The organism is Kitasatospora sp. NPDC004615, assembly GCF_042873545.1.
GTDB lineage: Bacteria > Actinomycetota > Actinomycetes > Streptomycetales > Streptomycetaceae > Kitasatospora.
In genome coordinates this window covers 1,063,931-1,086,443 of sequence record NZ_JBIALQ010000001.1, presented here as the reverse complement: position 1 = coordinate 1,086,443, position 22,513 = coordinate 1,063,931, and the positions used below count along the sequence as shown (strand labels likewise).

At 73.1% G+C, this 22,513-nt stretch carries 20 protein-coding genes; 8 read left to right on the top strand and 12 right to left on the bottom strand.

The genetic code is table 11. From position 1 onward, the window contains the following. Positions 1 to 14: 14 nt before the first annotated feature. From ACFYS8_RS04925 to ACFYS8_RS04900, 6 genes are all read right to left on the bottom strand, one after another. Complete coding sequence (locus ACFYS8_RS04925) at positions 15 to 899, bottom strand: class I SAM-dependent methyltransferase (protein WP_387635806.1); 885 nt, start codon at positions 897 to 899, stop codon at positions 15 to 17. After that, positions 896 to 2,374, bottom strand: coding sequence for a 4-hydroxyphenylacetate 3-hydroxylase family protein (locus tag ACFYS8_RS04920; protein ID WP_387635804.1), 1,479 nt, complete (start codon positions 2,372 to 2,374; stop codon positions 896 to 898). The genes ACFYS8_RS04925 and ACFYS8_RS04920 overlap by 4 nt, the downstream gene beginning before the upstream one ends. Continuing rightward, positions 2,371 to 2,916 carry a flavin reductase family protein gene (locus tag ACFYS8_RS04915; protein WP_387635801.1) on the bottom strand — a complete coding sequence of 182 codons (546 nt, stop codon included), beginning with the start codon at positions 2,914 to 2,916 and terminating at the stop codon, positions 2,371 to 2,373. The genes ACFYS8_RS04920 and ACFYS8_RS04915 overlap by 4 nt, the downstream gene beginning before the upstream one ends. Next, on the bottom strand, positions 2,913 to 4,742 hold the full coding sequence (gene asnB / locus ACFYS8_RS04910) for an asparagine synthase (glutamine-hydrolyzing) (protein WP_387635799.1): 1,830 nt from the start codon (positions 4,740 to 4,742) through the stop codon (positions 2,913 to 2,915). The genes ACFYS8_RS04915 and asnB overlap by 4 nt, the downstream gene beginning before the upstream one ends. Next, positions 4,742 to 5,494: a hypothetical protein gene (locus ACFYS8_RS04905; RefSeq protein ID WP_387635797.1), complete on the bottom strand. Its 753-nt coding sequence runs from the start codon at positions 5,492 to 5,494 to the stop codon at positions 4,742 to 4,744. The genes asnB and ACFYS8_RS04905 overlap by 1 nt, the downstream gene beginning before the upstream one ends. Before the next feature lie 123 nt (positions 5,495 to 5,617). Next, on the bottom strand, positions 5,618 to 6,085 hold the full coding sequence (locus ACFYS8_RS04900) for a helix-turn-helix domain-containing protein (protein WP_387635795.1): 468 nt from the start codon (positions 6,083 to 6,085) through the stop codon (positions 5,618 to 5,620). Positions 6,086 to 6,158: 73 nt separating this feature from the next. Here ACFYS8_RS04900 and ACFYS8_RS04895 point away from each other — a divergent pair, with 73 nt between their 5' ends. Continuing rightward, positions 6,159 to 6,806 (top strand): peptide deformylase, encoded by a 648-nt coding sequence (locus ACFYS8_RS04895; protein ID WP_387635793.1) that lies wholly within the window; start codon positions 6,159 to 6,161, stop codon positions 6,804 to 6,806. 218 nt (positions 6,807 to 7,024) lie between these two features. On the opposite strand, the gene galE is transcribed toward ACFYS8_RS04895, so the two are convergent. From galE to ACFYS8_RS04880, 3 genes are all read right to left on the bottom strand, one after another. Further along, positions 7,025 to 8,026, bottom strand: a complete 1,002-nt coding sequence (galE, locus tag ACFYS8_RS04890) for a UDP-glucose 4-epimerase GalE (RefSeq protein ID WP_387635791.1) — start codon at positions 8,024 to 8,026, stop codon at positions 7,025 to 7,027. Between the two features lie 86 nt (positions 8,027 to 8,112). Beyond that, positions 8,113 to 8,586 (bottom strand): NUDIX domain-containing protein, encoded by a 474-nt coding sequence (locus ACFYS8_RS04885; RefSeq protein WP_387635789.1) that lies wholly within the window; start codon positions 8,584 to 8,586, stop codon positions 8,113 to 8,115. 317 nt (positions 8,587 to 8,903) lie between these two features. Next, the gene (locus ACFYS8_RS04880; RefSeq protein WP_387635787.1) at positions 8,904 to 10,328 is read right to left on the bottom strand and encodes an amino acid permease; all 1,425 of its coding nucleotides are present in this window, start codon (positions 10,326 to 10,328) and stop codon (positions 8,904 to 8,906) included. Between the two features lie 223 nt (positions 10,329 to 10,551). On the opposite strand from ACFYS8_RS04880, the gene ACFYS8_RS04875 reads away from it, so the two are divergent. Next, entirely contained in the window at positions 10,552 to 10,962 is a 411-nt protein-coding gene (locus ACFYS8_RS04875) for a hypothetical protein (RefSeq protein WP_387635785.1), read from the top strand. Positions 10,963 to 11,047: 85 nt separating this feature from the next. Here the strand turns inward: ACFYS8_RS04875 and ACFYS8_RS04870 are convergent, their stop codons facing one another. After that, positions 11,048 to 11,491: a peptidase inhibitor family I36 protein gene (locus tag ACFYS8_RS04870; RefSeq protein ID WP_387636851.1), complete on the bottom strand. Its 444-nt coding sequence runs from the start codon at positions 11,489 to 11,491 to the stop codon at positions 11,048 to 11,050. Between the two features lie 275 nt (positions 11,492 to 11,766). Here ACFYS8_RS04870 and ACFYS8_RS04865 point away from each other — a divergent pair, with 275 nt between their 5' ends. Continuing rightward, positions 11,767 to 12,516, top strand: coding sequence for an ABC transporter ATP-binding protein (locus ACFYS8_RS04865; protein ID WP_387636849.1), 750 nt, complete (start codon positions 11,767 to 11,769; stop codon positions 12,514 to 12,516). Further along, positions 12,513 to 14,906, top strand: coding sequence for an FtsX-like permease family protein (locus ACFYS8_RS04860; protein ID WP_387635783.1), 2,394 nt, complete (start codon positions 12,513 to 12,515; stop codon positions 14,904 to 14,906). The genes ACFYS8_RS04865 and ACFYS8_RS04860 overlap by 4 nt, the downstream gene beginning before the upstream one ends. Before the next feature lie 45 nt (positions 14,907 to 14,951). Here the strand turns inward: ACFYS8_RS04860 and ACFYS8_RS04855 are convergent, their stop codons facing one another. Both ACFYS8_RS04855 and ACFYS8_RS04850 read right to left on the bottom strand, forming a co-directional pair. Next, positions 14,952 to 15,659, bottom strand: a complete 708-nt coding sequence (locus tag ACFYS8_RS04855; RefSeq protein ID WP_387635781.1) for a DUF2625 family protein — start codon at positions 15,657 to 15,659, stop codon at positions 14,952 to 14,954. Between the two features lie 250 nt (positions 15,660 to 15,909). Beyond that, on the bottom strand, positions 15,910 to 16,743 hold the full coding sequence (locus ACFYS8_RS04850; protein ID WP_387635779.1) for a LuxR C-terminal-related transcriptional regulator: 834 nt from the start codon (positions 16,741 to 16,743) through the stop codon (positions 15,910 to 15,912). A 578-nt stretch (positions 16,744 to 17,321) separates the two neighbouring features. Here ACFYS8_RS04850 and ACFYS8_RS04845 point away from each other — a divergent pair. The 4 genes from ACFYS8_RS04845 to ACFYS8_RS04830 are packed head-to-tail and all read left to right on the top strand — an operon-like array spanning position 17,322 to position 22,504. Continuing rightward, positions 17,322 to 18,269: an ABC transporter permease gene (locus tag ACFYS8_RS04845; protein WP_387635776.1), complete on the top strand. Its 948-nt coding sequence runs from the start codon at positions 17,322 to 17,324 to the stop codon at positions 18,267 to 18,269. Between the two features lie 46 nt (positions 18,270 to 18,315). Then, positions 18,316 to 20,016 (top strand): ATP-binding cassette domain-containing protein, encoded by a 1,701-nt coding sequence (locus ACFYS8_RS04840; RefSeq protein WP_387635774.1) that lies wholly within the window; start codon positions 18,316 to 18,318, stop codon positions 20,014 to 20,016. After that, entirely contained in the window at positions 20,013 to 20,903 is an 891-nt protein-coding gene (locus ACFYS8_RS04835; RefSeq protein ID WP_387635772.1) for an ABC transporter ATP-binding protein, read from the top strand. Before ACFYS8_RS04840 ends, ACFYS8_RS04835 begins: the two co-directional genes overlap by 4 nt. Beyond that, a complete protein-coding gene (locus ACFYS8_RS04830; RefSeq protein ID WP_387635770.1) occupies positions 20,900 to 22,504 on the top strand; it encodes an ABC transporter substrate-binding protein in 1,605 nt (534 codons plus the stop codon). Before ACFYS8_RS04835 ends, ACFYS8_RS04830 begins: the two co-directional genes overlap by 4 nt. The last annotated feature ends 9 nt before the right edge of the window (positions 22,505 to 22,513 follow it).

The following is a 22,513-nucleotide window of genomic DNA, read 5'->3' as shown; positions in this document are numbered from 1 at the left end:
TCGGGGCACCCACATTAGGTGCGTGACGGGCGGTTTCCGGTTCCTGAAACAAACTCCTCATGTGCCGTCAACTCCCAGAGGCGGACCGGCATGTGGCTGACATGCCCGTGTGCGTTCTGGCGGCGCCAGGCGGCGGCCCCGACGGCCCGGTAGAAGTCGGCGCGGCGCTCCGCGGGCAGTACCCGGGCGTAGTAGTCGCCGAAGGTCGCGGCGTGGAAGTGCTCGTACTGCGCGGCGGAGTCGACGGTGACGACGGCGTCGCGTTCGGCGTGGCCGGCGACGCGCAGGTGCGGGGCGAGGACGGTGTGCAGGTCGTCGACGGTGCGGGTGCGGGTGGCGATCGGCAGGATGCCGTGCGCGGCGAGCAGCGCGGGGACGTCGGCGGCGGGGGTGCCGAGTGCGGTGAGTGCTTCGCGGACCAACTCGTCCTCGCCGCCCAGGCCGTGGGCGTCGCGGGCCGGGTGGTAGGTGGTGAGCAGGAAGCGTCCGCCGGGGGCGAGGTGGGCGGCGGCCCAGGCGAAGGTCCGGTCCTCGTCCGGGTACAGCCAGTGCAGCACCGAGGTCTGGGTGATCACCTGGGCGCGGTACGGGAGTTGCTCGGGTGCGGTGAGGTCGGCGGTGTGCAGGACGGCCCGACTTCCGTACGGGGCGAGGCGTTCGGTGGCTTCGGCGATCCGGTGTTCGGAGCGTTCCAGGCCGACGGCGAGGCGGAGCGAGGGGAAGCGTTCCAGGGCGGTGGCGAGCAGTTGGCCGATGCCGCTGCCCAGGTCGATCAGTGTCTCGGGGGTGCCGGTGACGCGGTCCAACACCCAGTCGCGGTCCTGGACTTGGCGCAGTCGGCTGGCGTCGGCGTACCCGGCGAGGGTGCGGGCCTGGATCTCGACGGCGGACGGGCTCACGCGCGGGCCTCCTGGGCATCGGTGGTGGGGTCGCTGAGCAGGGCGAGCAGCCGGGCCCTGGTCGCGGACTGGTCGTAGCGGTGGAAGACGGTGATGCGGTTGCGGGCGAGGTCGCCGCGGTGGACGTACTCGTACAGGTCCTGGCGCTGGCCGAAGCCGTCCCCGGTGAGCTCCCAAGCCAGCCTGAACAGGCGGGACTTGTCCTCGACGCCGATGTCCCGTCCGCGCATGTAGCGGTCCAGGTGCGGGCGCAGCCGCGGGTTGGCCAGGTCGCCGGGGGAGGGCTGCATGAGCAGGCCGGAGGCGCCGATCTTGCGGACGATCTCGACGGCGTGGCCCGCGACTTCGGCGGACCAGACCCGGGAGGCGAAGGTGTCGCCGGGGGCGAACAGGCCGGCGTCGGTGAGCGCGCTGCGGTTCTCGGCGGCGTCGAGGAAGTACTCGGTGAGTTCGGCGTACCCGGCGAGGCGGCCCAAGTCCTCCTGGATGTTGCGGAATTGGCTGACGCCGATCGACTCGGCGAGCAGCGTGGCGGTGGCGAGCAGGGTGCGCAGGCGCTCCCGGTAGCGGATGTGGCCGACGTACGCGCTCCAGGCGTTGATCCGGGCCAGGCCGCGGCGGGCCAGGTCGGCGTCGCGGAGCAGGAACACCCGGTCCCACGGCACCAGGACGTCGTCGAAGAACAGCATCGCGTCCTGCTCGTCGTAGCGGGCGCCGAGCGGGTGGCCGTGCCCCCACGGGGCGGTGCCGAGCGGTTCGCGGGCCAGGGTGATCAGGCCGGGGGTGTTCAGCGGCAGCGCGAACCACACCACGAACTGCTCGGCGCGGCCCTGGGTGAAGGACGCCGACAGGTACACCAGCACCTCGTGCGCGAGCGGTGCGAGCGTGGTGAGCTGCTTTGCTCCGCGCACCACGATGCCCTGCTCGTTCTCCGACAGGACGCGCAGCGCCAGGTCGGGATCGTCCAGCGGGCTGGCCGACCGGTCGATCTGCGGGTCGCCGAGCGCGTGCGAGAGCACCAGGTCGTTCTGTGCGCAATGCCGGTACCAGGCCTCGGCGTTGGCCCCGAACCGGGGGTCGGCGGCGGCCAGTTGGTGGCGGAAGTCGTGCACGCCGACGGCGATCGAGGCCATGAAGGCGGGGGAGCGGCCCTGCTGGCCGAGCGCCTCGGCGTGCCAGAACTCGGCGCTGCGGCGCTGGACGCGCAACTCCTCGAGACTGGTGGGCGGTTGGTAGGCGCGGGCCAGCCGCAGGCCGGTGTCCGGGTCCTTGAAGGTGAGCAACTCGCGGTGCTCGGGCCGGTGTTGCAGGTCGAGCAGGCGGGCCAGTTCTTCGGCGGCCGGTCGGAACGCCGGGTGGGTGGCCGGATTGGCGACGCGCTGCCCGTCCAGGTACAGTTCGCGGCCGTCGTCGAGTTCGGCCAGGTAGCGGGCGCCGGTGAGCAGGCCGCGCGGCTCCGGGGGTGACTGGGTCATGCGTCAACTCCTTGCGCTGGAAGGTCATTTCGGGGAAGTTCTGGGCCGAGCTGCCGGTAGCGGGCGGCGTGGTGCAGCAGCGGGCGGTCGGTGCCTTCGCCGACCGCGAGGGCCTCGCCGATCAGCAACAGGTGGTCACCGACCGGGAGTTCGGCGTGCAGCCGGGCGTCGAACCAGGCGGGCGCGCCGGCCGGGACGGGGGCGTCGACCGGGTCGGCGAGGACGGTCAGGTCGGTGAAGTGCCCGACCGCCCGGCCCGCGCCCGGGGTGGCGAACCGGCGTGCCAGCGCGGCCTGTTGCTCGCCCAGCACGGTGACGGCGAAGCGCCCGGCCGCGCGCACCGCGGCCGTCAGCGGGCTGCGGTGGGAGACGGCGACGCCGATCAGCGGCGGGTCGAGCGAGAGGGTGCTGAAGGAGGAGACGGTCTTCGCGTACTCGACGCCCGCCCAGCGGACGGTGAGCACGGCGACGCCGGTCGGCCAGTGCCGGGCGGCCGAACGGAACGCGGCCTCCGTGAGCGCCGCGCGGGCCGGCGCGCTCACCGCAGGCCGACCCGGTAGGCGCGCAGCCATTCGTCGACCTGCACCAGGTGGTCCAGGCCGCCGACCGGGTTCGGCGCGGTCCGCGGGCTCGGCAGCGGCCGGCTCTCGGCGAGGTGGCGGCGCACCAGCGCGCGGTCCACCAGGTCGAACACCGGCGCGCCCGGGTCGGCCAGCAGTTCGTGGGCGCGGGCGGTCAGCACCTCGGTGTAGCGCACCGCCGGGGTGGACGGGTAGCCGGACTTCGGACGGTCCGCCACCTGCGGCGGCAGCAGGTCGCGCACCGCGTCCCGCAGCAGGCCCTTGGGGTGGCCGCCGGGAGACTTCAACTCCCATGGCACGTTCCACAGATACTCCACCAGCCGGTGGTCGCAGAACGGCACCCGCACCTCCAGGCCGACCGACATCGACACCCGGTCCACCCGGTCCAGCAGCGGCGGCAGCCAGCGGGTCAGCGCCAGGTGGAAGGTCTCCCGCACCTTCGCCGCCGCCGGGTCCTCCCCGTCCAGCCGGGGCACCGAGGCGAGGCTGCCCCGGTACGCGGCCTCGGTGTACTCGGCCGGCCGGACCTCGGCGCGCACCTCCGGGCGCAGCAGCGCGGCCGGGGTGGTGCGGCCGTGCAGCCACGGGAAGGTGCCGGAGGCGAGCGCCAGGGCGTCGTGGAAGTACGGGTAGCCGCCGAAGACTTCGTCCGCGGCCTCGCCGGACAGTGCGACCGTGGAGCGGCGGCGCACCTCGCGGAACAGCAGGTGCAGCGAGGCGTCCATCTCGCCCCAGCCGGGCCGGTCGCGGGCCCGCAGTACCGCGTCGCGGGCGTCCAGCAGGTCGTCGTCGGGGATCAGCACGCTGGTGTGCACGGTGCCGATGTGCGCGGCGGCGGCCTGCACGAACGGGGCGTCCTGGCCGGTGCGCCAGGCGTCGGGGGCGCGGTCGGCGCTGCCGGGGAAGTCCACCGAGAAGCTGGTGATCTTGTCGTGCCCGTCGCGCTCCCGGGCGGCCGCCGCGAGTGCGGTGATCGCCGAGGAGTCGACGCCGCCGGACAGCAGCGTGCACAGCGGGACGTCGCTGACCAGTTGCCGCTCCACCGCGTCCGCGAGCAGCGCCCGCACGGTGGCCCGGGTGGTCCGCTCGTCGTCCCCGTGCGGGGCCGACTCCAGATGCCAGTAAGGGAGTTCGCTGACTCGCTGGCGGTTGGCCAGCACCAGGTGTCCGGGCCGGACCTCCTGCAACCCCCGGAACAGCCCGTGCCCCGGGCTGGGTGCGGCCGGCAGCGCGAACAGCTCCGCGATGCCGGACGCGTCCAACTCGGCGGGCAGCAAAGGGTTCGCGAGCACCGCCTTCGGCTCGGAGCCGAACAGTACGCCGTTCGCGTGCCGGTGCCAGTACAGTGGCTTGATGCCCAAGTGGTCGCGCACCAGTAGGAGTTCCTCGCGCAGGGCGTCCCACAGCGCGTACCCGAAGATCCCGTTGAACCGGGCTGGCGCCCGGTGCCCCCACTGGAGGTGCGCGCGGAGCACCACTTCGGTGTCGGAGCGGGTCCGGAACACGTGCCCGTGCGCCTCCAACTCGGCGCGCAACTCACGGTGGTTGTACAGCTCGCCGTTGTACGCCAGCACCGCGCGGACCGGCTCGCCGTCCGCGAACGGCTGCAGCCCGCCCGCCAGGTCGATCACCGCCAGCCGGGTGTGGCCCAGCGCCGCGTGCCGCGACAGCCACACCCCGTCCGCGTCCGGACCCCGGCAGGCCAGGGTCTCCGTCATCCGGCGGACCGTCCCGGCGCGCAGCCGCAGATCCTCCGCCCAGTCCAGCCAGCCCGTCACTCCGCACATCAGGACGCCCCCGTCGTCTCGTCGGCCTCTTCTTCGGCGCGCGCCTCCCAGTGGCAACCGTGGCCGGTCGGCCCCGAGAGCAGGCGGTGCGCCGGGCGGAAGCCCTTGGCGCGGACGTTCGCCGACAGCGCGTGCGTGCAGTACGTGCACGGCGAGGCGAGCGTGATCGTCACCCCGCTGCGGCGGGCCTGCTCGCGGTAGTCCCAGATCGCGCAGTGCGTGATGGTCAGCGCGGCCTGCCGCGGTCCGGGCGGCGCGGCGTCGTCGAACTCGTAGTCGGAGCCGTACAGTTCGGCCTGCCGGGCGATCCGGTGGATCGGATCCGCCGCGCCCCGGCCGTGGTCCGGCTCGACGGTGCGGTGCACCTCCGCGTTGGACGCCGCCCACGCCGCGAGCACCTGCTCGCCGTAGTGCCGCACCAGGAAACGCTCCATCAGCGCCTGCCCGCGGAAGAACAACCGCTGCCACTGCGCGGACGGCGCGTCCCCGTCCGGCAGATCGGCGAAGATCTCGCCCTGCAACGCGAACCACTCCGCGAGCTGCGGCTGATCGCCGAGACTCACCAGGTACCTGGTCAGCCCCGCCTCCGCCTCGTGCAGCCTGCGCCGCCAGAGCGCGGAGCGCTCGGCATCCGGCATCGACCGGTACGGCGAGCGCCAACTCTCCGCCCTCGCCTGCTCCTTGTCCTTGTCCGTGCCCGGCAGGAGTGCGACCCTGTCCGGCCCCGTTCTGCGCTCGGGTACGACGCCCATCGGTGCTCTCCCTCCGACCTCGCGAGGCTCTGTCCTGCGAGCCACGCTAGGCAGCACCGACCGGGCCCCAGAAGCCCCGAACGGATCCCCCGGGGGCGACCTTCGTCGCCCTCCGCGCGGTGCTCAGCCGGGCAGCAGCGGGACGATCCTGGCTGCCGCGGCGTACGGTCGGGCGCCCCGGGGGCGGTGCTTGCGGTCGGCGTAGTTCGCGAGCAACTTCCGTACGGCGTGCTGGAGTTCGTCGGCCTCGGCGGGCGTCAGGTGCAGGACGGCGGTGAACGGTTCGGCGGCTTCCTCCGGCGTGTGGACGGGGTGCGGTGCGGGGGTGGCGTCGGTCTCCCAGCGCAGGCGCCACGGCCGGGCGCGGCCACCCTGCGGGACTTCCTCGACCAGGCCGTAGCGGGCCAACTGCCGCAGGTGGAACGAGCACAGCCCCGAGCTGAGCCCGAGCCGCGCTGCTGCCTCGGTGGAGGTCACGGTGCCGGCCTCGGCCAGCAGGTCCAGCAGGGCGATTCGGACGGGGTGGTCGGGCAGGGGCCTGCGGACGCCGGGCGGCAAGGGGCTGGAGGTTTCGCTGATCTCATCGGTCACTTTGCAAAGCGTGCTACTTTGCAAAGCGAATGACAAGCCGTCAGGTAGTGAGTGACAGAGAGGCTTTCCACACATGGCCGACACCCCACAGGACCGCCGGGTCCGCGTCCAGGGCGAACCCGTCGACACCTACCCGTCGCTCGCCCCCGAGACCGAACGCGGCGCGGTCCGCCGGATCACCGTGGTCGGCGAGCCCGTTCTGCACCGCCGTTGCCGCCCCGTCACCGACTTCGGCACCCCTGAACTCGCCCGCCTCGTCGACGACATGTTCGCCACCAACCACATCGCCGAGGGCGCCGGCCCGGCCGCGAACCAGGTCGACGTCGACCTCCAGCTGTTCGTCTGGGACATCACCGACGACTGGGGCGTGCGCCACGTCGGCCACCTCGCCAATCCCGTCCTGGAGGACCCCCCCGCCACCCACCGCCGCCTGCTCGAAGAACCCGAGGGCTGCCTCTCCGTTCCCGGCCCCCACCGCGAACTCGCCCGCCCCGACCACACCATCGCCCACGGCTTCGACCTCCACGGCCGCCCTCTCACCATCGAAGGCCACGGCTACTTCGCTCGCTGCCTCCAGCACGAGACCGACCACCTCCACGGCCGCCTCTACCTTGACCGCCTTCCAGCCCGCGCCCGCAAGTCCGCCCTCCGGGAGATGGCCGACCGCCAGGCGGAGGTCTTTTCACGGCGTGAGGCGAACGCGGCCCGGCTTGGAAAATAGGTGTCCATGGGGGAGTTGGGGCCGTGGCTCGGCCGGATGTCGAGTCGTGGGAGCGTGCCGGTGCGGCCACGGCCGCGAGTTGAGCTACCCACGGTCCCTGCACCGCCTCGCGGCCAGGGGCGGATTTCCGATGGTGTGCGCCCGCGCAGGCTTCATGGTCCCGGACGCCCGGCGCTCGACCCTGGACGCGGTCCTCGCCTTCTCGGCCGCCGGTCGGTTCAGTCCGCGCCGATGACGCTGTCGCGGACCTCGCGCCAGCGCAGCGAGTCCCGGATGCCATCCGCGAGGGTGAACCGCGGGCTCCAGCCGAGGAGTTCGCGCGCCCGGCTGCTGCGCGTGTAGGCGCCGGCGGCGTCCCCCGGTCGGGGGCCGGTCTCCTGGACGGGTACTGTTTCGCCGGTGACCTGCTCATAGGCGGCAATGAGTTCGCGGACGGTGGTGCCCGTGCCGGTTCCCAGGTTGATGACCTGGTACGGGAGTTCGGCGGTCACGGTGTCGAAGCGGTCGAGGGCGGAGCAGTGCGCCTCGGCGAGATCGCGGACGTGGACGTAGTCCCGGATGCCGGAGCCGTCACGGGTGGGCCAGTCGGTGCCGGTGAGGGGGAACTTCTCGCCCGCCGCCTGGACGTCGAGCAACTTGCCCAGCGCGTGGGTGGGCCGGCGGATCTGCAGGCCGGTGCGGAGCTCGGGGTCCGCGCCGATCGGGTTGAAGTACCGCAGCGAGACGACACGGAGGGGCCCGGCAGCGGCGATGTCCGCGAGGAAGGTCTCGACCAGTTGCTTGGTACGGGCGTACGGGCTGAGCGTCTCCAGCGGCGAATCCTCGTCCACCGCCCAGTCGTTGGCCGGGTCGGCCCGGTAGAGGGAGGCGGAGGACGAGAACAGCAGCCGTTCGCAACCGTTGCGGGTGAGGTGCTCGGCGAACGCGATGGTCTTGGCGACGTTCTCGCGGTAGTAGCCGAGCGGATCGGCGACCGAGTCCGGAACCACGATCAGCGCGGCGCAGTGGACGACGGCCCGGATGTCGGGGTGCTCGGCGAAGACCCGGTCGAGCAGGGCGCCGTCGGCGATGTCGCCCTCGTAGAACGGGAATTCGGCGGCGAACTCGCGGCGCCCGGTGACGAGATTGTCGAGGACGACCGGGGTGTGGCCGCCGTCTGCGAGGGCGTTGGCGACGGTGGAGCCGATGAAGCCGGCACCGCCGGCGATCAGGTACTTCACGGGTCCTCGCTGAGGTTCGGGGCCGCCGGCCGTGGCCGGAGGGCGTCGACTGTAGCCCTTCAGCCGTAGGACGCACACTCACCGTCCTACGGTTGCGGCACCCCGTGTTCCAGGTAGGCCGTTGCGCCCTGTGCCCGGGCGGCGACGGCGGCGTGCACGCGGCGGGCGAGCCGGGGGATCAGCAGCGCGTCGAGGTGGGCCGGGGGGTGGAACTCGTAGGTGCTGACCTCGAGTTGGTCCACCCTGATGGCGTCGCGCTCGGCGTCGGGGAGGATCCCGCCGTCGAAGACGAACAGCAACTTGTCGCCCTCGGCCGGGTGCGGCGCCCAGTCGGCGACCAGCAGCCGGCCGATCGGCGGGGCGATCCCCAGCTCCTCCGCCACCTCCCGGGCCGCGCCCGCGCTCGGCGTCTCGCCGGCCCGCAGGTAGCCGCCCGGGATCTCCCAGCCGTCCTTGTACGTGGGCTTCACCAGCAGGAGTTGGCCGACGGGATCGAAGAACAGCACCCCGGCGGCGGTGCGCGGCCGGGCAACGACCTCTTGGGGCTCGGAGTCGGTCATGGTGACGACCGTAGTCGTCCGGGCGGGGTGACGCGGTTCGCACGGCCAGGGGCGGCCGACGGGGCACGCGCCGGTGGGCGTCTTCAGCCGAAGTTCCGGATCGCCACGCTGCAGGCCAGGCCACACATCACGCTCACGGCGGATGCGAGGAAGCGCCAGGGCGCCCAGCGCATCCGGGGTGGCAGAGCACACGCCGGACCAGCACGAACAGGCTGTCCCGATGTCCGGCCCGTCACGAGCGGGTACCGGAACGCCCCCGGGCCCGGAAGCCTCCGCAACGGCTTCCGGGCCCGGCGTTCCCCGGGCGGGGCGGTGGCTCAGGCAGCCGCCGCCGTCCGTCGCCTGCGGCCCACCACGGCCGACGCCACCAGCACGATCGCTGCGGCGACCAGCGAGAAGTACATCTGCTTCCGCCCGTCGGCGTCCGTGAACATGTACACCACCACGAACCCGATCATGCCGATGGCGGCCCAGGTCAGGTACGGGTACAGCCACATCCGCACGGTCAGGCGCTCGGGGGTCTCGCGCTCGATGATCCGCCGCATCCGCAGCTGCGAGAAACAGATCACCAGCCAGACGAAGAGCGCCACCGCACCGGAGGAGTTCAGCAGGAAGGCGAAGACGGTGTTGGGGGAGGTGTAGTTGAAGAAGACGGCGACGAAGCCGAAGACCACCGAGGAGAGGATCGCGACCCGCGGCACCCCGCGCTTGGTCACCGAGGCGAACGCCCGGGGTGCGTCCCCGCGCCGGCCGAGCGAGAAGGCCATCCGGGAGGCGGTGTACATCCCGGAGTTGAGGCAGGACAGCACGGCGGTCAGCACGATCACGTCCATCACCTGGGCGGCGCCCGGGATCCCTATGTGCTCCAGCACGGCCACGTACGGGCTGCCCTTGATCGAGGCGGAGTCCCACGGAAGCAGGGTCACCACCAGCAGGATCGAGCCCAGGTAGAAGATCCCGATCCGCCAGATCACGCTGTTGGTCGCCTTGCGGACCGCCTTCTGCGGGTCCTCCGACTCGCCGGCCGCCAGGGTGACGATCTCGCTGCCCATGAAGGCGAAGACGACTGTGAGCATGCCGGTGAACACCGCCCCCACGCCGTGCGGCAGGAAGCCGCCGTGGCCGGTCAGGTTCGTCATCCCGACCGCGTGGGTGCCGGGCAGCAGCCCGAACGCGGCCAGCGTGCCGATCACCAGGAAGGCGGCGATCGCCACCACCTTGATCCCGGCGAACCAGAACTCGAACTCGCCGTAGGAGGCGACCGAGAACAGGTTGGTCGCGGTCAGTACCACCATCACGATCAGTGCGAACGCCCACTGCGGCACACCTGGCATCCAGTTGTTGAGGATCTTCGCGCCGGCGGTGGCCTCCACGGCGAGCACCACGACCCAGAAGAACCAGTACAGCCAGCCGATGCTGAACCCGGCCCACCGGCCGAGCGCCCGGTCCGCGTAGGCCGAGAACGAGCCGCTCTGCGGGTCGGCCGCCGCCATCTCGCCGAGCATCCGCATCACCAGGACGACCAGCGCGCCGGCGAGCGTGTACGAGAGCAGGATGCCGGGGCCGGTGGTCGCGATGCCCGCGCCGGAGCCGACGAACAGGCCGGCGCCGATCACGCCGCCGATCGCGATCATCGACAGGTGGCGGTTCTTGAGTCCCGCCTTCAGGTGACCGTCGGCCGGGGGTGGGGTGGAGCCGCCGCCGGGGGGCGAGACAGCGGGGGTGGTGGTTTCCACATTCATCAAGGGCGCCTGTGCCTTTCCAGCGCGGCCTGCCCCTCGGCACGTACGCCGGAGGGTGGGGGGGGACGGATCCGCGCATTGCGGTGCAACCTAACTTCTCCCTCCGCAAATATGAACAACGTTCCGGTAAATGTTTGATTGCCGGACATAAAGGACAAGGTCAGCGTGGGTGGAATGGGGTCCGGAAAAGCTCAGATCTGACGCAGCGAAAGACGCCCGGGAGATGTCGGAGCCCGGCGCGGGGAGTCGTCAACGGGCCGTACATGCCGGCGGCGCGATGATCGCCTCCGTGGTGCTCGGCCTCATCGCCGCCCTCGCCCTGCCGGCCCTGGCACACTGGTACCTGTGGCGGCGCCCGGTGTGCGACGTCTCCGCACCGGACGGCTGGTGTCGCCGGGCCGGTACGGTGCTCGCCGTCCTGCTGCCCCTGCTCGCGGTCGGCGCCCTGGTCGGCGGGTGCGTGCTGCCGCTGGCCGTCGAGCGGTGGCTGGCCTGGCCCGGCTACCTCTGGCGCGCGGTGCTGGGGCCGCCGGCCGTGGTCGGAGGTGTAGCGACGGTAGTGCGTACGCGCGTGGTGCCGGATCGTCGTGCCCGGGCGGGGAGCCCGCGGCGTTCGGAGGAGGTGTCGTCGTAGCTCCTGGGGGTGTAGGCGGGCAGGTCCACCGCGCGGGCGTTCTGGCACGAGCCGTTCGTGTCGAACAGGGAGGCGGTGTACCCGGTCATGTTGTAGACGCTCCGCGCGGGGATGCCGCTGCTGGTGCAGAATCCGAGATTCCAGTCGGAGTTCTGTACGACGTCACCGGTGAAGTCCGCGCCCGAGTAGAAGCACACCCCCCCTTCTCGCAGACCGGGGACACCCGGAACGACTTCACGTCGGATCCGATGCTCGCCGCCGAGAAGCCGGGCGGGTGGATGGCGACGGGGGCTCCGGAGCAGTCCTCGTTCCCGTAGGTTTCGAACAGGAACCTGGTGTTGTCGTAGAGCGACTCGACCCTCGACCTGGTCTCGTCGGGCCAGGTGACTTTTCCGCCCTTGGCGCACCCGCCCGGCTTGGGATCGGCCGCCCGGAACGTGCCCGAGTAGTCCGGCTCGGACCAGAAGCAGAACTTGTCCTTGGGGCAGTCCTCCTCGGCGGCGTGGGCCGGCGCGGTGAGCCCCGGCAGGACGGAAATTTAGAGTGCGGCGGCCACCGCCGCCAGGCGTCCGGCAACTGACATGCTCATGAGCATCCTTGGGGTGAGCAAAGGGATGGTGGACGAACGAGCAGACGGTAACGGCCGTCCCGGGCCTGCGGCGCGGACGACGGACCGGAACGACCCGATCGAATGAAGCCCTGCGTTCCGTCGCAGGTCGGGGGCAGATCAGGGTCGGGATCAGGGGGGTTCCCGGAGGTGCTGGGGGTGGACGGGGGTCTAGCGTCTGGGCGGTGGAGAACGACATGGTGGCGGGGGAGCAAGTGGTGCGGCTGGCCGGGGTGCGGCGGGCGTACCGGCGGGGGGAGGGGGTGGTGCGGGCGCTGGATGGGGTGGATGCCGGGTTCGCGGCGGGGAGTTTTACGGCGGTGATGGGGCCGTCGGGGTCGGGGAAGTCGACGCTGCTGCTGTGTGCGGCCGGGCTGGAGCCGGTGGACGCGGGGGAGGTGCTGCTGGACGGCGCGCCCGTGCATCGGATGTCGGAGCGGGCGCTGACCGAACTGCGGCGGGAGCAACTCGGGTTCGTGTTTCAGTCGTTCAACTTGGTACCTGTTCTGACGGCCCGTCAGAATGTGGAGCTGCCACCGCGGTTGGCCGGGCGGCCCATTGATTCGGCGGAGATCGACCGGCGGCTGGCGGAGGTCGGGCTCGCGGAGCGGGGCGACCATCGTCCCGCCGAGTTGTCGGGCGGTCAGCAGCAACGGGTGGCGATCGCACGGGCTTTGGCCGCCGGGCCGAAGGTGATCTTCGCGGACGAGCCGACCGGCGCCCTGGACTCGCGTTCGGCGCGGGCGGTGCTGGCGTTGCTGCGCGAGGTGGTGGAGCGGCACCGTCGGACGGTGGTCATGGTGACGCACGACCCGGTGGCCGCCTCGTACGCCCAGCGGGTGCTGTTTCTCGCGGACGGCCGGGTGGTCGGCGAGCTGCACGAGCCGACGGCGGAGGCCGTCGCGCTGCGGATGGCCGCGCTGGAGCCGGAGGAGCAGGCGTGTTGAGGCTCGCGGCAGCCACGTTGAAGGGGCGCTGGACGAGCTTCCTCGGCGCGTTCGTCGCGCTCGCGCTCGGTACGACGATGATCGGGACCATGGCGCTGGTCCTCACCGCGACCTTCGGCACCCCGCACCCCGGGCCGCAGCGTTTCCGGGACGCGGGGACGGTCGTCGCCCCCGCCGGGTTCGCGGGGCGTCCGATGAAGGCTCCGGCGGTCCTTCCGCCTGAGCTGGTCGGGCAGTTGGCCGGTGCCGTCGCCGACCGCAGCTTCCCGGTCCGATTCGACGGCGACGCCACCGGACACCCCTGGTCCTCGGCCGCGTACGCCGACTACCACCTGCGCGCCGGACGCCCGCCGCAGGCGGCCGACGAGGCGGTGCTGACCGGCGCGGACGCACAACTGATCGGCCGGAAGGTGGAGTTGGGAGTCGGACGCTACCGGGTGGTGGGCGTCACCGAGGGGCGCTGGTTCGAGCGGGCCGCGTTCTTCACCGACGCCGAGGCGCAACGACTGTCGCCGGGCATCAACGCGCTGGTCTCGGACATGACGCCCGATCAACTGCGGGCCACGGTCGGCGAACGGGCCGTCGTGCTGGCCGGCCAGGACCGGACCGGGCTCGACCCCGACGACACCGGGGGCGCGCAGGCGCTGGCCAACGCGCAGGCGATGGCGGGCAGCACCACCGGACTGGCCGTCTGCGTGGCCGTGTTCGTGGTCGTCGCGACCTTCGCGTTCGCCACGGAGCAGCGCCGCCGCGAACTCGCCCTGCTGCGCCTGGTCGGCGCCGCGCCCCGGCAGGTGCGGCGGCTGGTGCTCGGCGAGGCCGCCCTGATCGGCACGGCCGCCGCGCTGCTCGGCTGCGCGCTCGCGCCGCTCGCCGTCGGCCCGTTGCGCGGATGGATGCTGCGGCACGAGGTCGCCCCGTCCTGGTTCACCGTGCCCGTGCACCCGCTGCCGCTGCTGGTCGCGTTCGTACTGGGAGTGGTTGCCGCGCTGGCCGGTTCGGCGGCGACGCTGCTGCGGGTGTCGGTGATCCGCCCCGCCGAGGCGCTGCGGGAGAGCGCGGTGGAGCGGCGCGGCCGGGTCCCGGTGCGGCTGCTGCTGGGCGGTGCGCTGCTGGTCGGGGCGGTGGTTGCGGGCGCGGCCGTCGCCCGTTCCGAGCCGTACCTGGCGGCCAGCGTCCGCAAGTACCAGGCCGTCCCGGTGCTGTACGTCGGTGCGTTCGCACTGCTCGCGCCGGTGCTTCTGCCGCCGCTGGTGCGGCTGTTGACCTGGCCGATGCGGCGTTCCACGAAGGCGGGCCCGATGCTGGTGCGCGAGAACGTGCTGACCGAACGGCGGCGCACCGCCGCGACGGTGGGGCCGATCGTGATCGCGGTCGGGCTGGTCGGCACCCTGCTGACGGTGCAGCAGTCCGCGGACGCCGCAGTCCTGGCCCGCCAGCGCCAGGAGGTGCGGGCGACGGACGTGGTGCTGGCGCCGCCCGGCGCGACGGGTCTGGCCGACCGGCTGGCCGCCGTGCCCGGTGTCCGGGTCACGCCCGTGACCTCGCTGAACGTCAAGATAGGGACGCCGACGGGCGAGCAGCTCGACTCGTTGCGGGTGCAGGCCGTCCCGGCGGCGGCGTTCGGCCGGACGTTCACGCCGCCGGTGCGGGACGGGTCGGTGGCGGCGCTGCCGGACGACTTCCTGGTGATCGACGAGCACGCGGCCGAGTCCGACGGCATTGCCGTGGGCGACCGCCTGGTTGCCCTGCTGCCGACGGGCGCCCGCGTTCCGGTGGTGGTCGCGGCGGTGGTGGCGCGCGGGCTCGGTGGCGACGACGCATACCTGTCGGCGTCGGTGACCGGGGCAGTGGCGCCCACCCTGCTGTATCTGGACGGGCTGAGCGAGTCCCAACTCCCGGCGGTCGAGCGGGCGTTGGCGGGGACGGGTGCGCGGTTGACCACCCGGCAGGCCGTATTGGCGGCCGCGCACGCGAAGGCCGCCGAACAGGCCGACAACGCGGCCGTGGTGGTCCTCGGCATCGCACTGGCGTACTCGCTGATCTCGGTCGCCGGCACGCTCGCGATGGCCGTGGCCGGACGCCACCGCGAGTTCTCCCTGCTCGGACTCGCGGGGGCGGTGCGCCGCCAGATCGTGGCGGTGGTGGCCGTCGAGGCGGCGATCGCCGTCCTGGCCGGTACCTTGCTTGCGGCGGCCGCCACCGCGCTCACCGCCGTGACCCAACACGCCGCGCTGACCGCCCTGTTGGCCGACCCGTCAATCGCCGTCGCCTGGCCCGAACTGCTGGCCACCGCCGCCCTCTGCGCAGCCGTCACCCTCACCACCGCGGCTGGCTGCACAGTCCGCGCCACCCGCCCGCGGGCAGCGGCGGACACCCGTGTGCAGTAGCCGGGGAGATACGGGGGTGCCAGTCGCGTCGAGGCGGCCCCGTCGCTACACGTCGCCGAGGAAGCCGGGGTCCGGCAGGCCCACCTGCTGCGCGAACTCTCCCGCAACGCCGAGGAGTTCGCGCATCGGGACCGGCTTCCGGCTGGTGGCCGCGAGATCCTCGTGAGCCTGCTCCGACCACAGGAACGGGTAGACCGCGATCCCCTCGTCGGCCGCGAGCGCTGCTGTCTCCTCGCGCCAACCCGGCCACCGCAGGCCGTCGTAGAACGTCTCCCACTGCCCGGACAGCAACCAGCCGAGCCAGGCCGAGTGGCCCACGTCCAGGGACTCCCATTCCAGCGAGTCGGGCGCGAAGTACGTCACTTGGCCGGGTGTGCCGGGGCGGCCCTCGGCGGCCGGGTCGTGGCCGTTCAGGGCGAAGACGCCGCCGAGGACGTCGTGGGCGAGGACCAGGCCGGTCCCCGGGTGCCAGGCGGGATCGAACGTGGCGGGGAACCGGTTGACCCGGCCCAGGCTCGCGGGCCCGCCGCCTCCGAAGACGCGGAGCCAGCCGTCGTCCAGCAGCAGGCCGCCGGTGTGCAGGGTCAGTGCGCCGAGGGTGGAGCGTGCGGTGACCTGGAGTTGCAGCAGACAGCGGCGGGCCTCCTGCTCATCGGCGGGCAGGACCCGGACGGAAGGGGCGTCGTCGAGGGCCTTCCGCAGCTCGGGCCAGGCGGGGTCGTCCACATCGATCAGTTCGTCGAGTTCGCGCATCCGTGGATAATCTCAGCCCCGGCCGGAGCAACCCGGCCGGGGCCTCGTAGGTCGGGCCGACCGGTTCGACGAGTGGAGAGGTGCCGAGTGAGGCGTGAGGAGTGGCACCTCGACTGGGCGGACGCCTCGACGTTGTGGGGGATCGAGTGGCCCGAGGACGTCGATGCCGGGTTCGAGCGGCCGTGACCGACGGCGGTACTGAGGCGGTGCCGCCAGAGGTCAACTCGGTTGCCCAGGCGCGCTGTTGGGCTCAGCCGGTGAGGCCGTGCCGGACGGCGTAGAGCGCGGCGCGGAGGCGGTCGGACTGGCCGGTTTTTCGCATGGCGTGGGTGAGGTGTTTCTTGACGGTGGCTTCGGCGAGGGTGAGGCGGCGGGCGATCTCGGCGTTGCTGAGGCCGAGGGCGAGTTGGGTGAGGACCTGGCGTTCGCGGTCGGTCAGGCCGGCCTGGTCGAGGGGGCGTTCGGCGGGGGCGGGGTGCGGGCGCAGGGGAGTGGGGGCGGGGAGGAAGAGGGTCGCGCCCGCGGCGGCGAGGTGGACGGCGTCGATGATCCGGTCGGGCGGCAGGTCGAGGGGGAAGCAGCCGCTGCCGCCGGCCATCAGGATGCGGCTGGCCTCGGTGGTGGTCGCGGCGCGGCGCAGCAGCAGGACGCGGGCGTCGGGTGCGCCCTCGGGCCGGCGCAGTGCGGCGACGGCGGCGAGGTCGGCGTCCAGGCCGGGCCCTCGTCCGAGCAGGATCAGGTCGGGCCGGGCCCGGTGGACGGCGGCGACCGCGTGCGCGGCGTCGGTCGCGGTGCCGATCACGGCGAGTTCCGGGTCGGGCGCGAGGAGGCTGCGCAGTCCGGCGCTGACCACCGGGTGGCGTTCGATCAGGAAGATCCGGGTGGCGGCCGGCCGGTGGGCGCCGCCGGACGGGCAGAGCGGGTGGCCGCAGGCGCAGGCGGGAGCCGCGTCGGTGAGTAGTTGATGGCCCGCCAGCAGGTCGAGCGGGTTCTCGATCTCGGTGTGCAGGGCGTCCAGCGACCGGGTGCCGCGCCGGGTGGGCGGGCGCAGGGTGCGGGTGGAGCCGCGGGTCAGCGCGGGCACGGCACCTCCCGGCGGCGGGAGGGCGTGACGGGGTACGGGTGCATGGCGGATCGGTCCCCTCGAAGGTGGCGGGCCGGGGCGCGGGGCCCCGGCACGGGACGTGGGGATCGGCGACGGCGGCCGGACGACGGCGTACGGCGCGGATCCCGGCGGAGGACGGGCGGCGCCCAGGGCCCGGTCAGGGCCCGGTCAGGCCAGGGGGCGGCGCGCCGTGCCGGGGCGACACGTCTCGTCGAAGCACCTGCGGTGCCACGAGCCGCCGATCCCCCAGAGGGTGAAGTCGGTCCGCCGATATGCCATGCCGGAAATCGTATGTACGCCGCGAACGGGCGGTCAAGGACGATCCGCAGCCCCAGGGGCGACCCCAGCGCGATACCCCGTCCCGCCGGTCCTATGACCACCGGTACCGGCATGAACGCCTGGCTGGCTGCCCACGCGCACTGTTCGCAACCCTCGTGGACAACCCGACGGGCCGCGCCGCAAGCACCAGGACAGCCTCTGGTGCCTCGCGCCCCGTCGCCGAACCGGAGGAACCGCAGCCCGATGCCCGCCACCGTCGCCTTTGACCCGAGCACCCCGTGAGCGGATTCCTGCTGCGCCGGCTGCTGCTCGCCGTGCCCACCCTGCTGGGGGTGAGCGCCGTCGTGTTCGCCACCGTCGCTCTCGTCCCCGGCGACCCCGTCACCGCGTTCCTCGGCCCCGGCGCACCCGCCGAGGCCCGGCAGGCGCTGGCGGAGCGGATCGGACTCGACCGGCCCCTGCCCGTCCGCTACCTCGACTGGCTCGGCCACGCCCTCACCGGCGACCTCGGCACCTCGACGTCCACCCAACGCCCCGTCACCGCACTGCTGTTGCCCGCCCTCGGCCAGACCCTCACCCTCACCGCCGCCGCCTTCGCCCTCGTCCTCGCCGGCGGCGTCCTGCTCGGCACCCTTGGCGCGCTGCGCCCGCGCGGCCCGTGGGGACGCCTGTGCAGCGCCGCCTCCACGCTCGCCGTCTCCGCCCCCCAGTACTCGGTGGCGCTGCTGCTGATCGCGGTGTTCGCCGTCCACTGGCAACTGCTCCCGGCCGGCGGCACCCACGACGCATTCGGCTCCGGCGGCGGGCCCGGCGACCTGCTCCGCCACCTGCTGCTGCCCGCGACCGCCGCCGCCCTCGTCCCGCTCGGCCTCACCGCACGCGTCCACCGCGCCGCGCTCTCCGCCGTCCTCGACGGCGACCTCGCCGACGGCCTGCGCGCCCGCGGCCTCGGCCGCGCCGCCGTACTGCGCCACTGCGCGCACAACGCCTCGCCCGCGCTGCTGACCATCGGCGGCCTGCAACTGGCCTACCTGCTGGAGGGAGTGGTCTTCGTGGAGACCCTGTTCACCTGGCCCGGCCTCGGCCGCCTGCTCTACGACGCGCTCACGGCCCGCGACCTGCCGCTGATCCAGGGCGGGGTGCTGATCGTCGGCGCGGCCTTCGTCGGCATCAACCTGCTGGTGGACGCCGCGCACGCCGCGATCGATCCCCGGGTGCGGGGCTGATGACATGACGACAAATCGACTTCCTGTTGTTGCGTTGGGCGTAGGCGTGCTGCTGCCTGTCCTGCTGGCCGTCGCCGCGCCGCTGCTCGCGCCCGCCGATCCCGCCGCCGGGCAGCTCGCCGACCGGCTGCTCGACCCCGGCAGCGCAGGGCACCTGTTGGGTACGGACGCGCAAGGGCGGGACCTGCTGAGCCGGCTGCTGTGGGCGGCTCGGCCCTCGCTGACGGCCGGACTGCTGCCCGTCGCGGTGGCCGGGGTGGCCGGTGCGCTGCTCGGCATCGCCGCCGGGCTCGGCGGGCGGGTGACCGAGCAGGCCCTGTTGCGCACGCTGGACGTGCTGTACGCGTTCCCCGGCGTGCTGCTGGCGATCGCCGTCGCGTCGCTGCTCACACCCGGCTTGAGCGCGACGGTGCTGGCGCTGTCGGTGGTGCTGACACCGGCTGTCGCGCGGGTCGCGTTCACCGAGACGCGGCGGATCCGGGCCGCGGAGTACCTGGAGGCGGCGAGGGTCAGTGGTGCGACCTGGACCGCGCTGGTCCTGCGCCAAGTGCTGCCGGTGGTCGCGCCCGTGGTGCTCGTCTATGCGACCTCGCTGGTCGGCCTCGCGATCGTCTACGCCGCCGGCCTGTCGTTCCTCGGCCTGGGGGTCGCGCCGCCGACCCCCGAGTGGGGCGCGATGCTTGACGAGCTGCGCCCTGCGATCTTCACCCACGCCTGGCTCGCGGCCATTCCCGCGCTGGTGATCCTGGCGGTCTCGGTGCTGTTCAACACCCTCGGCGAGACGCTCAGAGCGCGCGCGGGGGAGGGTGCGAAACCGGGGGCGCGGGGAACTGCGCGACAAGCGCAGGCCCGTCCGCAAGGTCGCGATCAAGTGCAACTGACTGTCCCGCGTCGCGATCTGGCTGGTGGACGCGTTCCTCTTCGCGCAGTTCCGCCCCCTCGCTTCGCTGGGGGTACCCCCAGCGCCCCTGGTGGTGCTCTCCCTGGTCGTGCACCGTCTGGCGTGCTGACGATCGAGGACCTGACGGTCGAGTACCCCGGTGGGGTGCGGGCCGTGGACGGGGTGAGTCTCACGCTCCCGGCCGGGCGGGCACTGGTGTTGCTCGGGGAGTCCGGGAGCGGGAAGACCACGGTGGCGCGGACCGTTCTGGGGCTGCCCGGTCGCGGTGCGGCCGTGCGGGGGTCGGTGCGGCTCGGCGATGCCGAGCTTCTCGGGCTGCCGGAACGGGAGTTGTCGCGAATCCGGGGGCGGCGGATCGGCTACGTCCCGCAGGATCCGTCCGCGACTCTCGACCCGCTGCGCCGGATCGGCGCGCAGCTCGTGGAGGTGCTGCGCCGGCACGGCCTGGCGGACGGGCGGAAGGCGGCCTGCGCGGCCGCTCTTCCGGTGCTCGCCGCCGCCGGGTTGCCGGACCCGGAGCGGGCCGCCGCCGCGTACCCGCACGAGCTGTCCGGCGGGTTGCGGCAGCGTGCGGCGATCGCTCTCGCGGTGGCGTGCGGGCCCGAGTTGCTGATCGCGGACGAGCCGACCACCGCCCTGGACGCCCTGGTCCGGGCCCACATCCTCGACCTCTTCACCGCTCTGCGCACCGAGCGGGGCCTCGCCCTGCTGCTGGTCACCCACGACCTCTCCGCTGCTGCCCGGATCGGCGGCACCGTCGCTGTTCTCCACCACGGCCGCCTGACCGCCACCGGCCCCGCCGGGACGCTCCTCGTCCCGGCCGACTCGGAAGGATCGCTTCGATGACCGTCGTGGGGTCGAGCAGCGCGGACGCACCCCTGCTCCGGCTGGATGCCGTCTCCAAGAGCTGGGCGGGCCGGGCTGCCGTCAGCGGGGTGAGTCTGGAGGTGCGGGCGGGGGAGGCCGTCGGGCTGGTGGGGGAGTCGGGGTCGGGGAAGTCGACGGTGGCACGGCTCGCGTTGGGGCTGCTGCGGCCGGACGGTGGGGCGGTGGCGTTCGAGGGGCGGGATCCGTCGCGGTTGCGGGCGCGGGCGGATCGGGCGGTGCGGGGGAGGCTGCAGTTCGTGCCGCAGCATCCGCGCGGGTCGCTGAATCCGGCGTTGCGGGCCGGTGAGGCGGTCGGGTTCGCGTTGCGGGCGCACGGGGTGCCCCGGCGTCAACGGGCCGAGCGGGTCAGGGAGTTGTTCCGGCAGGTGGGTCTCGCTCCGGAGCTGGCCCGGCGGTTCCCGCGTGAACTGTCCGGCGGACAGCTGCAACGCGTCGCGGTGGCAAGGGCGTTGGCGACCGGGCCGGCCCTGGTGGTGTGCGACGAGCCGACCTCCGCGCTCGATCCGGCCACCCAGCGGCGGCTGTTGGAGCTGCTGACCGAGCTGCGCGAACGCACCGGCACCGCCTACCTGTTCGTCTCGCACGACCTCTCGGCCGTCGCCCGGTTCGCGCACCGCACCCTGGTGCTGCGGGCCGGCCGGGTGGTCGAGCAGGGACCCACCGACACGCTCTGGACCGACCCCCAACACCCGTACACCCAAGCCCTGTTGGCCGCCTCAGGCCCGCACGTGGAGCTGGTCGGCTCGCACGTGGAGCTGGCCGGCCCGCGCGTGGAGCTGGCCGGCCCGCGCCGCGCCGACGACCGAAGCACCCGTACCACCGAACCCAGCGAAGGACCGTCATGAGCAAGTACGTCCGCATCCGTTCCAGAGCCGCCGCGCTGGCGGCCGCCACCGTCCTGCTGGCGACGGCCGGTTGCGCCGGTGCGGAGGCCGGGGCCGGGGGAGAGGCCGGCGGGGGCACGCTGGTGATCGGGGCGACCGGGAAGCTGCCGAACCTGGACACCGTGATCGGTGGCGCCGGATTCGAGGGCAAGCGACTGCTGAGCTTCCAGATCTACGAAGGGCTCACCCGCTACGAGCTGTTGAAGGACACCGACCGGCCGCCGCAGGTGACGGGCGCGCTCGCCGAGTCCTGGCAGGTCGCGCCGGACGGGCTGACCTGGACGTTCACCCTGCGCAAGGGTGTCACGTTCCAGGACGGCACGCCGTTCGACGCCGACGCGGTGCTGTTCAACCTGCACCGCTACCTGGACAAGTCCAGCCCGGAGTACACCGATGCGCTCGGCGCCGCCGCCAAGGAGTACGCGGGCGACATCGCCTCCTACCGCAAGACCGACGACGCGCACATCGAGCTGGTCACCACCGCACCCAACGGGCACTTCCCCGAGGACCTGGCGCACGTACTGATCGCCAGCCCCACCGCCGTCCGCAAGAGCGGCAGCACCGACTTCGCCCAACACCCGGTCGGCACCGGCCCGTTCGGGTTCGTCTCGCAGACCGAGGGACAGCAGGTCGAGCTCGCCGCCAACCGGACGTACTGGCGCGGCGCCCCGAAGCTCGACCGGCTGATCATCAAGGCGCTGCCCGACGCGGCGGCCCGAACTGCCGCGCTGCGCTCGGGCGGTGTCAACTGGATCGAGTACCCGAACCCCGACGACCTGGACAGCCTGAAGTCCGCCGGCGCGCAGATCCTCACCAACAGCTATGACCACCTCTGGTACTGGATCCTCGACACCACCAAGGGGCCGTGGGCGGACGTGCGGGTCCGGCAGGCGGCGAACTACTCCATCGACCGACAGGCCGTCGCGGACAAGCTGCTGCACGGCACCGCCGACCCGGCCTACCAGGCCGCGCCCCGGGCCACCGCCGCCTACGACCCGGCCGGCGACCGGTACTCCCACGACCCGGCCAAGGCGCGGCAGTTGCTCGCCGAGGCGGGCTATCCGAACGGGTTCAGCACCTCCGTGACGGTGCCCACCGGCGGCTCCGGCAACCTGCTGCCCGTGCCGATCACCGAGGCGCTTCAGCGCGACCTCGCCGCCGTCGGCATCAAGGTGGAGATCCGCACCACCGACTGGACCACCCTGATCGGCACCGAGGCCAAGGGGCAGGTCGCGCTCGGCTCCGACGCCATCGCCCAGTCCACCACACTGTTCCAGTCCGAGGCGCTGCTGCCACTGTTCGTCGGCTCCAACAGCCCCTTCTGGACCGGGCATTACACCAACCCGAAGGTCGACAGCCTGCTCGCGAGCGCCGCCGCCAACCCCGAGCAGTCCGCCCGCCAGGCCGACTACCGCAGCGCGCTGCGGCAGGTCACCGAGGACGCGCCATGGCTGTTCGTGGTCAACGACCGCAACCCGCGCGCCCTCGCCCCCACCGTCCACGGACTCGTCCAGCCGCAGTCCTGGTTCCTCGACCTCACCACCGTCCGGGTCGGCAAGTGACGTCCCGTC

Excerpts from the sequence above, each read along its gene's own strand:
- ACFYS8_RS04920 (WP_387635804.1), bottom strand. The coding sequence starts at position 2,374 with ATGACCCAGTCACCCCCGGAGCCGCGCGGCCTGCTCACCGGCGCCCGC.
- asnB (WP_387635799.1), bottom strand. The coding sequence starts at position 4,742 with ATGTGCGGAGTGACGGGCTGGCTGGACTGGGCGGAGGATCTGCGGCTG.
- ACFYS8_RS04905 (WP_387635797.1), bottom strand. The coding sequence starts at position 5,494 with ATGGGCGTCGTACCCGAGCGCAGAACGGGGCCGGACAGGGTCGCACTC.
- ACFYS8_RS04895 (WP_387635793.1), top strand. The coding sequence starts at position 6,159 with ATGGCCGACACCCCACAGGACCGCCGGGTCCGCGTCCAGGGCGAACCC.
- ACFYS8_RS04885 (WP_387635789.1), bottom strand. The coding sequence starts at position 8,586 with ATGACCGACTCCGAGCCCCAAGAGGTCGTTGCCCGGCCGCGCACCGCC.
- ACFYS8_RS04880 (WP_387635787.1), bottom strand. The coding sequence starts at position 10,328 with ATGAATGTGGAAACCACCACCCCCGCTGTCTCGCCCCCCGGCGGCGGC.
- ACFYS8_RS04875 (WP_387635785.1), top strand. The coding sequence starts at position 10,552 with ATGTCGGAGCCCGGCGCGGGGAGTCGTCAACGGGCCGTACATGCCGGC.
- ACFYS8_RS04865 (WP_387636849.1), top strand. The coding sequence starts at position 11,767 with ATGGTGGCGGGGGAGCAAGTGGTGCGGCTGGCCGGGGTGCGGCGGGCG.
- ACFYS8_RS04855 (WP_387635781.1), bottom strand. The coding sequence starts at position 15,659 with ATGCGCGAACTCGACGAACTGATCGATGTGGACGACCCCGCCTGGCCC.
- ACFYS8_RS04835 (WP_387635772.1), top strand. The coding sequence starts at position 20,013 with ATGACCGTCGTGGGGTCGAGCAGCGCGGACGCACCCCTGCTCCGGCTG.
- ACFYS8_RS04830 (WP_387635770.1), top strand. The coding sequence starts at position 20,900 with ATGAGCAAGTACGTCCGCATCCGTTCCAGAGCCGCCGCGCTGGCGGCC.